The organism is Brevibacillus sp. AG162, from assembly GCF_006715575.1.
GTDB lineage: Bacteria > Bacillota > Bacilli > Brevibacillales > Brevibacillaceae > Brevibacillus > Brevibacillus brevis.
Genome location: NZ_VFNO01000003.1, coordinates 428,907 through 441,122 on the forward strand (window position 1 = coordinate 428,907; position 12,216 = coordinate 441,122).

The 12,216-nt window shown below is 48.5% G+C and carries 14 protein-coding genes; 9 read left to right on the forward strand and 5 right to left on the reverse strand.

All coding sequences use genetic code 11. The annotated features are described in order from the left end of the window. The first annotated feature begins 116 nt into the window (after nucleotides 1-116). The 5 genes from FB479_RS12025 (at nucleotide 117) to FB479_RS12045 (ending at nucleotide 4,631) form a co-directional block, all read left to right on the forward strand. A complete protein-coding gene (locus FB479_RS12025; RefSeq protein WP_142065264.1) occupies nucleotides 117-905 on the forward strand; it encodes an SDR family oxidoreductase in 789 nt (262 codons plus the stop codon). Nucleotides 906-925: 20 nt separating this feature from the next. After that, complete coding sequence (locus tag FB479_RS12030; protein WP_106653076.1) at nucleotides 926-1,417, forward strand: YajQ family cyclic di-GMP-binding protein; 492 nt, start codon at nucleotides 926-928, stop codon at nucleotides 1,415-1,417. Between the two features lie 275 nt (nucleotides 1,418-1,692). Continuing rightward, on the forward strand, nucleotides 1,693-2,169 hold the full coding sequence (locus FB479_RS12035) for a hypothetical protein (RefSeq protein ID WP_106653077.1): 477 nt from the start codon (nucleotides 1,693-1,695) through the stop codon (nucleotides 2,167-2,169). A gap of 180 nt (nucleotides 2,170-2,349) precedes the next feature. Then, nucleotides 2,350-4,008, forward strand: a complete 1,659-nt coding sequence (locus FB479_RS12040) for an AMP-binding protein (protein WP_142065266.1) — start codon at nucleotides 2,350-2,352, stop codon at nucleotides 4,006-4,008. Between the two features lie 116 nt (nucleotides 4,009-4,124). Beyond that, nucleotides 4,125-4,631 carry a GNAT family N-acetyltransferase gene (locus FB479_RS12045; protein ID WP_142065268.1) on the forward strand — a complete coding sequence of 169 codons (507 nt, stop codon included), beginning with the start codon at nucleotides 4,125-4,127 and terminating at the stop codon, nucleotides 4,629-4,631. A 76-nt stretch (nucleotides 4,632-4,707) separates the two neighbouring features. Here the strand turns inward: FB479_RS12045 and leuD are convergent, their stop codons facing one another. Further along, complete coding sequence (leuD, locus tag FB479_RS12050; RefSeq protein ID WP_142065271.1) at nucleotides 4,708-5,292, reverse strand: 3-isopropylmalate dehydratase small subunit; 585 nt, start codon at nucleotides 5,290-5,292, stop codon at nucleotides 4,708-4,710. Then, on the reverse strand, nucleotides 5,289-6,719 hold the full coding sequence (gene leuC, locus FB479_RS12055; protein WP_106653081.1) for a 3-isopropylmalate dehydratase large subunit: 1,431 nt from the start codon (nucleotides 6,717-6,719) through the stop codon (nucleotides 5,289-5,291). Before leuC ends, leuD begins: the two co-directional genes overlap by 4 nt. Nucleotides 6,720-6,833: 114 nt before the next feature. Between leuC and FB479_RS12060 the strand changes: the two genes are divergently transcribed. The 4 genes from FB479_RS12060 to FB479_RS12075 are packed head-to-tail and all read left to right on the forward strand — an operon-like array spanning nucleotide 6,834 to nucleotide 10,247. Next, nucleotides 6,834-7,721: a LysR family transcriptional regulator gene (locus FB479_RS12060; RefSeq protein ID WP_047069050.1), complete on the forward strand. Its 888-nt coding sequence runs from the start codon at nucleotides 6,834-6,836 to the stop codon at nucleotides 7,719-7,721. A 58-nt stretch (nucleotides 7,722-7,779) separates the two neighbouring features. Next, a complete protein-coding gene (locus tag FB479_RS12065) occupies nucleotides 7,780-8,127 on the forward strand; it encodes a thioredoxin family protein (protein WP_088907287.1) in 348 nt (115 codons plus the stop codon). Between the two features lie 33 nt (nucleotides 8,128-8,160). Next, the gene (locus FB479_RS12070) at nucleotides 8,161-9,069 is read left to right on the forward strand and encodes an RluA family pseudouridine synthase (protein ID WP_106653082.1); all 909 of its coding nucleotides are present in this window, start codon (nucleotides 8,161-8,163) and stop codon (nucleotides 9,067-9,069) included. A 59-nt stretch (nucleotides 9,070-9,128) separates the two neighbouring features. Next, nucleotides 9,129-10,247: a YheC/YheD family endospore coat-associated protein gene (locus tag FB479_RS12075; RefSeq protein WP_142065273.1), complete on the forward strand. Its 1,119-nt coding sequence runs from the start codon at nucleotides 9,129-9,131 to the stop codon at nucleotides 10,245-10,247. Between the two features lie 63 nt (nucleotides 10,248-10,310). Here the strand turns inward: FB479_RS12075 and FB479_RS12080 are convergent, their stop codons facing one another. The 3 genes from FB479_RS12080 to FB479_RS12090 all read right to left on the reverse strand — a co-directional run bounded on the left by FB479_RS12080 (nucleotide 10,311) and on the right by FB479_RS12090 (nucleotide 12,172). Continuing rightward, nucleotides 10,311-11,111, reverse strand: a complete 801-nt coding sequence (locus FB479_RS12080) for a VOC family protein (RefSeq protein ID WP_106653157.1) — start codon at nucleotides 11,109-11,111, stop codon at nucleotides 10,311-10,313. A gap of 98 nt (nucleotides 11,112-11,209) precedes the next feature. Beyond that, a complete protein-coding gene (locus FB479_RS12085) occupies nucleotides 11,210-11,662 on the reverse strand; it encodes a GNAT family N-acetyltransferase (protein ID WP_142065275.1) in 453 nt (150 codons plus the stop codon). A gap of 18 nt (nucleotides 11,663-11,680) precedes the next feature. Continuing rightward, nucleotides 11,681-12,172, reverse strand: coding sequence for an NUDIX hydrolase (locus FB479_RS12090; protein ID WP_142065277.1), 492 nt, complete (start codon nucleotides 12,170-12,172; stop codon nucleotides 11,681-11,683). Between the last annotated feature and the right edge of the window lie 44 nt (nucleotides 12,173-12,216).

Below are 12,216 nucleotides of genomic sequence, written 5' to 3' on the forward strand. Positions count from 1 at the left end.
AAGAGAAGGGGAGTATGTGCTGTCCCCCTTCTCTTTTGCTTTTCCTTCGTCTGAAAGTTCTGTAGAATAAAGAGATCAAGATACATAAATGAGTGAACCATGAAAGGAGCATGCACATGGATCTATTATTGCAAGGAAAAACGGCTCTGGTACTCGCCTCTTCAAAAGGATTGGGGAAGGCAACAGCGCAGTGCCTCGCCCAAGAAGGAGCGAATGTCACGATATGCGGTAGAGATGAAGCTGCTCTGGAAATCGTACGTGCAGAGATCGAACAGGCTACTGGAAAATCCCCTCTTGCTGTAACCGTGGATGTGACAAAGGAAGATGATATTAAACGAGTTGTCGAAGAAACGGTCAAGCATTTTGGCAGCGTCGATATTTTAATCAACAATTCAGGTGGGCCTGCAGCAGGCAGATTTGATCAGCTCAGCGACGAACAGTGGATGCAAGCCTTCCAGCTAAATTTGCTCAGCTATGTACGGGCCATTCGTGCTGTTTTGCCTCATATGCGAGCGAACCAGTTTGGAAGAATCATCAATTTCGCTTCTTCGTCCTTTAAACAGCCAATTGAGAATTTGCTTCTGTCCAATACGTTTCGAACAGGGGTATTGGGCCTTTCCAAGACGCTTTCTTCAGAACTAGGACCAGATGGGATTCTGATTAACACCATTGGGCCTGGCAGAATTGCGACGGATCGGGTGGCACAACTGGATGGGCTTGCCGCAGAGGCGAAGAGCATCAGTACTGATGAAGTTAGGGAAAATTGGGAGAAGCAAATTCCATTGGGCAGATACGGTCAGCCAGACGAGTTTGCTCGCATGGTGACATTCTTGGCTTCGCCAGCAAACAGCTACGTGACAGGTCAATCCTTCCTCGTCGACGGTGGCTTAATCCGTGCGATCTAATAAAAGAGAGGGGAATTCCTTTGAGTAAAGAGAGCTCATTTGATATCGTGTCCAAAGTAGAGTTGTCCGAAGTGAACAATGCGATTCAGACCGCATTAAAAGAAATAGAAAATCGCTTTGACTTCAAAGGGAGCAAGAGCAGCATTTCCTTGGAAAAGGAAGAGCTCGTCCTCGTCTCCGATGACGACTTCAAGCTCAGTCAGGTAAAAGACATTTTGCTTGGGAAGCTCGTCAAACGGGATGTCCCGATCAAAAACCTCGACTACGGCAAAATGGAACCGGCAGCGGGCGGTACTGTCCGTCAACGTGTCAAGCTGGTGCAAGGGATCGACAAAGACAATGCGAAAAAGATCAACAGCATCATCAAAGATACAGGACTCAAAGTGAAAACACAGATTCAAGACGATCAAATTCGCGTGACGGGAAAAAGCAAGGATGAATTGCAGCAAATCATCAACGCGATCCGCAAGGCTGATCTTCCATTGGAAGTGCAATTTATTAACTACCGTTGATTACTAGAGGTTGCTCAAAAAGTCGTCTTTTGATCACGAAGTAGTCGTGCAAGCGAAATCGACATCGAATATGGCGTTTACCTCCGAAGTCCGGTGCTCATGTAGTTAGCCTACACTCCGCTCCTCCTTCGTTCAGTTCTCGCCATCTTCTCGGTGCTGAAAAGCCAACTTTTTGAGCAGTGACTACTAGAAAAGTTTTTGCTTCTAACTCTCTTCACTCTCGCATATGCATGTACAAATAAGTGACAAGCACTTGCGAAAGGGAGAGTAGAGACATGAAGGTCTTTATTATCAGTATGCGCAATCTCATTTTGGGCGGAATTGTTTTTCTTGTAGTACTCGTGGCGGGAATCGTACTTTTGGTCAAAGACCCTCTGAGCGTCTCGGACTCTTATCGACCGTCAGATCCGACTACTTCTGTTACAGCGACGGCACCCATGAACCAGCCAGCAGGGGCTGAAAAGCCCGCGCTGAACATGGACGTCAAGGTGGATGGGACGACGGCAGAAGTTTCCTTGCTAACAGAGAACTTCACATTTGTTCAGGAAAATGGCGAATTGGCAGAAGCCCCAGTCTTTGGAGAGGGACACGCACATTTATACCTGAATGGCGAACCAAAAGGGATGATTTATCAACCAGAGTTTTTGCTGAAAAAATTGCCCAAGGGAGAGCATGAAATTCGGGTAGAGCTCAACTACAGCAATCATCTGCCATACAAGGTAGAGACTACGAAAAAAATCGTCGTGAAGTAAAGCAGATGGCGTTCCACAAAAGGGACGCTTTTCTTTTTGTGGGGAAGGGAAAGGAAAGGAACGTTCTTGATATGTCAAAACCGTAGAACGAATGGATATAGGACGATAACGGAAAAAGAAGGGATTGTGGCGAAAAGGAAGAATCCTACAGAATAGTCTGAATGTTTTGGGGGTGCTTGTATGATTCATATGACCACAATCGGCAACATGTTAGACGACACAGCCAGTAAGTATCAGGAAAAGGAAGCGCTGGTTTATCACGAACGAGGGCTTCGCTATACGTTTGGGGAATTTCAAGAGATATGCAATCAGGCAGCGCGGGGATTTATGTCTCTTGGGATTCAAAAAGGAGAAAATATCGCGATTTGGGCAACCAACGTGCCAGAATGGGTGATTTCTCAATTTGCCACAGCGAAAATGGGCGGTGTACTAGTAACGGTCAATACGAGCTACCGGGTACATGAACTGGAATATTTGCTGCGCCAATCAGAGTCGACGACGCTTCTCTTAATGGATTCCTATCGCGATGCGAATTATCTTGCCATGATTCAAGAAATTTGCCCGGAGTTACTGACATGTGAACCTGGAGGGCTTCAATCCGAAAGGCTTCCGCATTTAAAAAATGTGATCTATCTAGGGAATGAGCGCCAACCTGGAATGTTTTTGTGGAGTGATTTGCTCGAACGGGCTGCATTGGTGACGGAAGAAGAGAGGATCGCACGTCAGGCGACGCTCTCACCTGATGATGTTATCAATATGCAGTACACATCCGGCACGACTGGTTTTCCAAAGGGAGTCATGCTGTCGCACGTCAATATCGTCAACAATGCCATCAAGGTAGCGGAATGTCAGCGGCTCGGGTTAGAGGATAAGGTGTGTATTCCGGTACCGTTTTTCCACTGCTTTGGTTGTGTGATGGGGACCTTGGCATGTGTGGCGACAGGTGCGACGATGGTTCCAGTCATCGCCTTTGATCCCGGCGTGGTACTTGCGGTTGTGGAGGCCGAACGCTGCACAGCACTGTACGGTGTACCCACGATGTTTATTGCCGAATTGAACCATCCGACTTTTGCCGAGCGTGACCTGAGCTCGCTTAGAACAGGCATTATGGCTGGTTCTTTATGCCCGATTGAGGTCATGAAGAAGGTCGTCGATCAAATGGGAATCCGTGACATTACGATTGCCTACGGACAAACCGAAGCTTCTCCTGTCATCACACAGACCGTGCCGGAGGATTCCCTCGAGCGAAAAGTATCCACTGTCGGTCGTCTGCATGCAGAGGTAGAAGCAAAAATCATTGATCCGGCAACTGGTGACATTTTGCCGCCAGGTGTACAAGGTGAGCTGTGCACTCGAGGATATTTGGTCATGAAGGGCTATTACAATATGCCAGAGGAGACAGTGAAAGCGATCGATCACGAAGGCTGGCTACATACCGGAGACTTGGCAACCGTAGATGAAGAAGGCTACTATCGGATAACTGGCAGGCTCAAAGACATGATCATTCGCGGAGGGGAAAATATTTATCCACGTGAAGTGGAAGAATTCCTCTATACGCATCCAAAAGTGTTGGACGTTCAGATAGTAGGTGTACCTGATGCCAAATACGGAGAGCAGGTATTGGCGTGCATTCGGGTAAAGCCGCACGAGACGTTGTCGGAGGAAGAGGTACGGAACTATTGCGAAGGGAAGATTGCTCATTACAAAATTCCTCGCTACATACAGTTTGTTGACGAATATCCGATGACCGCTTCCGGTAAAATTCAAAAGTTCAAGCTGCGGGAGCAAGCGTTGCAGCTGTTTGGACAAAGCAATCCAAACCAAATGGGAACTGCATAGGAAGGGGTTCAAGCGCTAGGGAGATGCTCCTGGCGCTTTTTTAGATAGTTCTTTACATTCGAGCAACTCTTAATTAAGATAAGTGGAAATCAAAAATAGGAGAGGTGCAGCCTAGCATGGAAGTTAGATTTTTGGGACCAGACGATGCAGAAGAATTGGTAAAGATTAGACTGGAAGGGCTGCAAACAGACCCAGACGCTTTTGGCTCTACCTATGAAGAGGCCATGCAGGTATCGATGGAAGAGTGGCGGCAAAGACTTTCTCAAGGGGATTCAGGTGATAGCGGCTATTTTGGTGCATTTGTGGAAGGACACCTGGCCGGCATCATCGGTTTTTTCCGTCACAGAGGGGGGAAAGCAAGACACAAAGCTTCTATCGTCTCCATGTACGTGCGTGAAGCGTATCGCGGGACAGGTGTCGCACAAGCGCTTATGCAGGCAGAGCTAGCCTACTTAAAGGAGCGGGGAGATATCGATACGGTACAGCTCGCTGTCGTCACGACCAATCCGGCTGCCATTCGTCTCTATGAGAAAATGGGCTTTATTCCATATGGTTTAGAAAAGCGTGCACTGAAAAATGGCGATCAATACTTTGATGAGAGTCACATGTATATTCTTCTATAGGAAAACATGAAAAAAGCGAAGGCACACAATAGCGGCTGCCTTCGCTTTTTCTATGCACAACGTTATAGATGAAAAATTAACGACTTGCCTCGTATGCAGCGATCTTATCTTCATACTGCAACGTAATTCCAATATCGTCGAGACCATTCAGGAGGCAGTAACGACGATAGGAGTCTACCTCGAACGGGTAGGAGAGACCTTCATTGTCACGAACGACTTGTTCCTGCAGATCGATGGTAAGCTGGTAGTTCGGCTTGTTTTGAGCACGATTGAACAGCTCATCGACTTGCTCTTCACTCAACGTGATCGGCAGGATGCCGTTTTTGAAGCAATTGTTGTAAAAAATGTCCGCAAAGGATGGAGCAATTACACAGCGGAAGCCATAGTCAAGGAGAGCCCATGGCGCATGCTCGCGAGAGGAGCCGCAGCCAAAATTGTTGCGGGCAAGAAGGACAGTAGACTCCTTGTACGCAGGCGTATTCAGAATGAACGAATCGATTGGCGCACCATCGACAGTAAAGCGCCATTCGTAGAACAGGAATTGACCAAAACCGCTGCGCTCAATACGCTTCAAGAACTGCTTAGGAATAATTGCGTCCGTATCTACGTTTACACGATCGAGTGGGGCTACCACTCCGGTGTGGATGACAAATGGATTCATTGGAATACCTCCTTGCTAGCGTTCTCGCTTTTCCATTCACGTACATCGACGAAGTGACCTGCGATAGCTGCTGCTGCTGCCATTTCCGGGCTGACCAGATGCGTCCGTCCGCCGCGTCCCTGACGTCCTTCGAAGTTCCGGTTGGAGGTAGAAGCACAACGCTCACCTTCAGACAGGATATCTGGGTTCATCGCCAGACACATGGAGCAACCAGATTCGCGCCAGTCAAAGCCAGCCTCTTGGAAAATGAGGTGCAAGCCTTCTTGCTCAGCGAGCTGCTTAACAGCTTGTGAGCCGGGAACGACCATCGCGTGTACGGAAGGGGACACCTTGCGTCCTTTTGCCACTTCTGCTGCTTTGCGCAGGTCCTCGATCCGACCGTTTGTACAGGAGCCGATAAACACACGATCGATTTTGATTTCACTCATAGGGGTGCCAGGTGCAAGGTCCATGTACGCCAGAGCATCTTGTGCCGCTTTGCGCTGTGCGGCTGTCTCGAATGACTCAGGGTTTGGAACGGTGCTCGTAATGTTCGTACCCATACCAGGGCTCGTTCCCCACGTCACTTGCGGTGCGATCTCGGCTGCCTCGATTTCTACACAGGCATCAAATGCAGCGCCTTCGTCTGTGCAGAGCTCTTTCCAAGCCTCGACAGCTGCAAGGAAATCTTCCCCTTGCGGAACATAGCGCTTGCCTTTCAAGTAGTCAAAAGTAGTCTGATCAGGAGCGATTAAGCCGGCGCGAGCGCCACCTTCAATTGTCATGTTGCACACCGTCATGCGTTCTTCCATGGTCAGGTTGCGGATCGCAGCGCCTGTGTATTCTACGACGTAGCCAGTGGCAAAGTCAGTTCCGTATTTTGCGATAATCGCCAAAATTAAATCTTTTGCACTGACACCGAATGGCAGGTCGCCATTTACGCGTACTTCCATTGTTTTTGGTTTGGATTGCTGCAAGCATTGTGTTGCGAGTACATGCTCCACTTCACTGGTACCAATACCGAAGGCGAGGGCACCGAATGCGCCGTGAGTGGAGGTGTGGCTGTCACCGCAGACGATTGTTTTGCCTGGATGTGTGAGGCCGAGCTCAGGACCAATGACGTGGACGATCCCTTGATCCGGGCTGTTCAAATCCGCCAGTGTAATCCCGAATTCCTCACAGTTCGCCGTCAAGGTTTCCATTTGTTGACGAGAAATCGGGTCTTTGACATTAAAACGGTCAGCAGTCGGTACGTTGTGGTCCATGGTTGCGAAGGTAAGCTCTGGACGGCGTACTTTGCGGCCAGCCAAGCGTAGTCCTTCGAAAGCTTGTGGCGATGTCACCTCGTGAACCAGGTGCAGGTCGATATACAAAAGGCTCGGCTTGCCTGCCTCTTCGTGAATAACGTGATTGTCCCAAATCTTTTCAAACATCGTACGGGCTGTCATCATGTTTTCCTCCTTCGTTCAAAAACTCTTAACAAGGTTGTAACATGGCAAAGAGAATAGTTCAAAGATATAATAATTATAAGAAGGATAGTTTTTGCCTATCGGGAGGTTTATATGGAGTTACGACAAATTCGTTATGTACTCGCTGTTGCGGAAGAACGCAGTTTCTCCCGGGCAGCCAATCGATTACATTTGGCCCAACCGTCGTTGAGCCAACAAATTGCGAAGCTGGAGAAAATACTTGGTGTCAGCTTGTTCCATCGCTTGCCGCAGCACGTTGAACTGACTGATGCGGGCCAGCGCTTCATACAGGTGGCGCAAACGCTCGTCGACATGTCAGAGGGGCTGGAGAGGGAAATGCGAGCTTATGCCGTAGGAGAAAGCGGTAAATTGCTAGTCGGAAGTCTACCGATTACAGGGGCGTACGTGCTGCCAAGGGTGCTGCCTACGTTTACACAGCAATTTCCCGGTGTCGAGCTGCAATTGATGGAGGAAACATCGAGTCATTTGGAGCAGCTGCTCGTGCGGGGGAAAATTGATGTAAGCCTGCTTACCATGCCCATCAGTGATCCGTCTTTGGAAATCATCCCCGCGATCAACGAAGAAATCTTTTTGGCGGTACCAGCCAATCATCCGCTCGCGAAACGTAAAGAAGTCGATCTCGCAGAGGTAGCCGATCAGCCTTTTATTCTATTAAAAGAAGGACAAGGCTTCCGCACGATTTCGCTTCGGCTCTGTGAGCAGGCGGGATTCCGACCGCGAATCGTGTTTGAGAGCTCGAACATCCAGACGGCTCAGTCACTTGTTGCAGCAGGCATGGGGTTGTCGTTTGCGCCGAAAATGATTACGCTCGCACCCGGAACGATCGAGCCGCCAACTTATGTGCGGATCAAAACAAAACCTTCTCGCACTCTCGTCGTGGCGTATCGAAAGGATAAGCCATTGTCGCGCCCGGCTGAAGCGTTTGTGCAATGTCTCATCGAGCAGGGTGGAAAAATATAGAGTGATTTCCCACGCCTGTGGTACACTATTTCCAAATCATTCTGGGGAGGAACATAACATGAGAGAAATTAAGACAGAAGCAGAGTTCGAGCAAGTAATCGCAGCAACCAAGCCAGTCATCGTCAAATTCTTCACGGATTGGTGCCCAGATTGCCATCGCATTGATCCTTTCATGCCTGCCGTGGAGGAAAAATACAAAGAACAGCTGGATATGATCGAAGTCAACCGTGATACTCTCCCGGACCTGTCCGAAAAGTACGATGTCTTCGGAATCCCGAGCTTTATTGCGTTCCAAAATGGTAAAGAACTGGTTCGCTTCGTCAGCAAGCTCGGAAAAAGTCGTGAGGAGATCGAGCATTTCTTAGACCGTGCCATTCAAGTGGGTAAAGGACTCGAGCAAGCGTAATGGCATGAACATAGAACAGGGAGATAGACAGAAATGTTAAACATGAAAAAAGAAGGGGAATGGCTTGTTGCTCACTTACGAGACAAAGATGATGCCATTCCGATTGGGAACCTGCTGCGCGAAGAGTGGAAGCTGCCTCGCAAGCAGGTCCATCTTTTATTCCAACACAAAGAAGTATTGCTGGACGGTGCACCTGTTGCTCAGCATGTTGTGGGAAAAGCAGGGCAGGAAATTCGGCTGCGGATGTGCAAGCCTGAGCCTTTGGGGCTTGATCCGGCTAGTGAAGTTCCCGAGATTTTGTACGAGGATGATCATTTGCTCATCGTAAATAAGCCGGTTGGACTTCTGTTGCATCCGACCGAACGCTATCATCATGTGACGTTGGATCATCTCGTGTCGGGGCACTTTTTTCGTACGGGTTTGGAAGCAAAAGTCCGCCATGTCCATCGGCTGGATCAGGATACGTCAGGCGTCGTTCTGTACGCGAAGCATGCGTGGGCTTCTGCACTTTTAGATGAAATGCTGCGTGAGCGCACAATCAAGCGTACTTATGTCGCGTATGTTTCGGGACAAATGCCCAAAGAGCGCGGGAAAATCAATGAACCCATCGGAAAAGATCGGAATCATGGGACGCGCAGAAGGGTCACACCTAACGGAGATCCAGCGATTACGCATTACCAGGTGAAAGAACGCTTTCAAACAGCTACGAAAGTAGAATGTCAATTGGAGACGGGGCGAACCCATCAAATTCGCGTTCATTTCAGTCATATTGGGCACCCGCTTTTGGGGGATGAACTGTATGGTGGCAAGCGCGAACTCATTAAGCGACAAGCGCTGCACGCCGCCGTACTCAAATTTGAGCATCCATTCGGTGGAGAAGTTATCGAAGTCACGGCTCCGTTGCCACTCGATCTGTTTCACTTGGAAAAGAAGCTGAGATAATCGCCATTTGACTACAGACTGAATAAACTGCCAAGGAGGAAACGAGAGAGGGTGGTCTTTTGAAACGACCCATAATCGGCATCTTGACTTGGCGGGAAGGCACACGTTTTGCAGAGCCAACCTATTTTCGGCGACTGCTCAAGGCTGGACAAGAACTGGGCTGTACCGTTTTCTTGTTTTCACCTAACGACGTGTTGGGATCAGGCAAGCAGGTGAGAGGGTATGTCCCGGGGAAGAGTGGCGGCTGGCAAGCAAGGATATTTGATCGTCCAGACGCTGTATTCGACCGGTACCGTTATACACCGACACAGGCGTTTAAGAACTACGTGGCCTTTCGGCGGACGAGTAATTTTTTGTACGCAAACAATCGATTGGCTAACAAATGGCGAGTACATGAGGTGCTGCATCGGGACTCCAGAATGCATCGCTGGCTTCCGGAGACCTACCTCTATAACCGTCAAAGCCTCGTAAACATGTTAGGCAAGCATCCATTGCTCTACGTAAAGCCACTCAATGGAACAGGGGGTCGAAACATCTTGTCCATTGAAAAGCGTGGCGACGAACTGAGACTGCTCGGACGTAATAAGCAAAGGGCGAAAGTGTCCACAGTAGTAAGAGACAAAGCCGCTGCCCAGAGATGGGTAGATCGTTGGACGAGACAGGAGAAATACATCGTTCAGCAAGGGCTTCGTTTGCAGCTGGTTCCTTCGCGTGCAGTAGACATGCGCCTCTTGATTCAAAAGAATGGGCAGGGTGAATGGAGCATTACAGGTCATGGGATTCGCGTGGGTCCAGAACGCAGTGCCACCTCTAATCTGCATGGCGGTGGAAAAGCTATTCCTGTTTCGGTATTTCTCCGACCGAGGTTTGGGGAGGAGCGAACTGCGCAGATCGTACGTGATTGCGAACAGCTCGCTTTTCAAACAGCAGAAACACTCGAGGATCATTTTGGACGGATGGTTGAATTTGGACTGGATATTGGCATCGATGTAGAGGGTCGTGCGTGGCTGATCGAAGTGAATCCCAAACCAGCTCGGGAAATTTTCCGGGAGATGGGGGCAATGGAGCAGTACAAGAATGCCATTACTCGCCCGCTTGAATATGCCGTCTACCTTGCGAAAACACAAGGACGCGAAGGTCGTGAGCCACTTTTAAAGAGAAAGGTCGCTAGAGGATAGCGTGAAAGCAGAACAGCGGCAGTCAAGGACAACGTCTGAAGTCCTCGTCTGCCGCTGTATTTGCTAGGTGGAGATAGAAAGAGGTAATTGCAATTTACTCGGGATGTCAGGGGCGAAATCGGGTGTATGGATAACAGAAAAAGAGTATCCTTCCCGGACGAACGTAAGCTCATGGGCATCCGAATGGAATAGGACATTACTTTTTTCAAAGCGCCTCCGTACTTTTTGCAGGAACGTTTGGTCAGGTGTTCCAAAAGTGACGTGCATTTTTGGTGGTAACGCTTTCATCGCAATGGGAATCCAAGGCCTGTTTTTCCATGTGGCTACGATATGTGCCGTGCCCCCGATGACGAAGTTAAAAATTTCACCATCCTCGTATGTTTTCAGGCTTATATTCGATTTTAGCCATTGGGTAAAGACAGGCACGCTTTCCACAGGACAGCCCACTTCCCGTAAATATATAATGTGCAGGGGAGTGGACGGCTTGACGACCTCTTCTGACACATACTCGTGGGCGATAATTTCAAGAAGATTCCCGTCTCCATCGCGGAAATACAAGTTCATCCGTTGTTTTTCCTGATCAATGTCATGCCCATCCTCCCATCGAACAATCAAAAGACCAGATTCTTTGATCTTTTTCGCTGATTCATGAAAGAGGGAATAAGGCACTTGAAACGCAATATGGGCGGGGGAAATCGGCTCATACACTTCTTGAAAGGTTAAACGAAAATCAGGAGTGACTTGAAACGTAATCTGTTTGTCTGATTGAGATGAAATCGGAAAGCCGAGACGGTCTGCGTAAACCTGATGTACCCCTTGGATGGACACAGTTTGTAAGGTTAATTTAGAAAAATGCGTGATCACTGGCATCACCTTTTCCTATAAAAAGATAACGTACATTAAGATAACATAATATAAATTATGTATACTCATTCGGTTCACACTGTTTCTAGACAATCTTCTCAAATATCTTGAGAGAGGCGAATCATATCTACCACCTGAATCCCGTTTTCGTAAATCTCTTCCTCATAATGCCGCAAAAAAAAGTCCCGATCGATCCAATTCATCCGAAATCCGCACTTTTGATAAAGGGCAAGCTGACCCACACTAGAATTCCCTGTGCCGACCTCGATCGTCTTATAACCGAGAGATTTTGCTACTTCAATGGAATGAAGAACGAGCTTTTTGCCAATGCCCTTCCCTTGGTGGGCCTCATCGACAGCAACATTCACGAGTTCAATCGTGTCCGGTCTGGTTGGAATCAAGACGTAGACGCCTACGATGCTCTCCTCCAGAAGAGCGACATAGCACTGACCTCGTTGTAAATAATCTTTTACCAATCTGACTGAAGGGTCAGCCAATAAGAGTAAATCCAGTGGTGGTTGTTCCTGTGCTGCAAGCTTGCGAATTTCCATCCGTGTTTCTCCTCCGATTCAGGTTGTTACCGGCTTTGGCAATGGAGCTGTTTCGTAGTTGACAATCAGGTTATTTTCGTACGTAAAGAAATGTTGACAAGGTTCAGCCTCTTCCAACATGTATGGTAAAAACATGGGAAGGTTTTCTGGGACGCCAGCGTTGTCCGGGTCCAAGATCCACGCTAGCTCTTTCCAGTCAAGTATGCCTTCTTCCACGAGCTGTGGAGTTTGAGAGCGCTCGTAGTCTTCCGGAAGATGAGCGAGAAATGCATACATACCGCCCGTTTCCATTCCATCGACTAGCCAAGAGACAATTCCTTTGTAGCAAGCGGTTTCTAGCAAAATGCCCGTCTCTTCCCGAACCTCGCGAAGGACACTGTCCAGTGGAGTCTCTCCGTGCTCTAGCTTACCGCCTACGCCATTCCATAGCCCCATCAACGGTGATTTGTTGCGATTTAGCATGAGTATCCCATTTCTATGTTTGAGAAAGCATATGGTATAGCGATACATGTTATCACTTTCCTTTTTGGTACAGTCGACTTCTTTATCACGAC

Coding starts and splice junctions, on each gene's coding strand:
- FB479_RS12025 (WP_142065264.1), top strand. CDS start 117: ATGGATCTATTATTGCAAGGAAAAACGGCTCTGGTACTCGCCTCTTCA.
- FB479_RS12035 (WP_106653077.1), top strand. CDS start 1,693: ATGAAGGTCTTTATTATCAGTATGCGCAATCTCATTTTGGGCGGAATT.
- FB479_RS12040 (WP_142065266.1), top strand. CDS start 2,350: ATGATTCATATGACCACAATCGGCAACATGTTAGACGACACAGCCAGT.
- FB479_RS12045 (WP_142065268.1), top strand. CDS start 4,125: ATGGAAGTTAGATTTTTGGGACCAGACGATGCAGAAGAATTGGTAAAG.
- leuD (WP_142065271.1), bottom strand. CDS start 5,292: ATGAATCCATTTGTCATCCACACCGGAGTGGTAGCCCCACTCGATCGT.
- leuC (WP_106653081.1), bottom strand. CDS start 6,719: ATGACAGCCCGTACGATGTTTGAAAAGATTTGGGACAATCACGTTATT.
- FB479_RS12060 (WP_047069050.1), top strand. CDS start 6,834: ATGGAGTTACGACAAATTCGTTATGTACTCGCTGTTGCGGAAGAACGC.
- FB479_RS12065 (WP_088907287.1), top strand. CDS start 7,780: ATGAGAGAAATTAAGACAGAAGCAGAGTTCGAGCAAGTAATCGCAGCA.
- FB479_RS12070 (WP_106653082.1), top strand. CDS start 8,161: ATGTTAAACATGAAAAAAGAAGGGGAATGGCTTGTTGCTCACTTACGA.
- FB479_RS12085 (WP_142065275.1), bottom strand. CDS start 11,662: ATGGAAATTCGCAAGCTTGCAGCACAGGAACAACCACCACTGGATTTA.
- FB479_RS12090 (WP_142065277.1), bottom strand. CDS start 12,172: ATGTATCGCTATACCATATGCTTTCTCAAACATAGAAATGGGATACTC.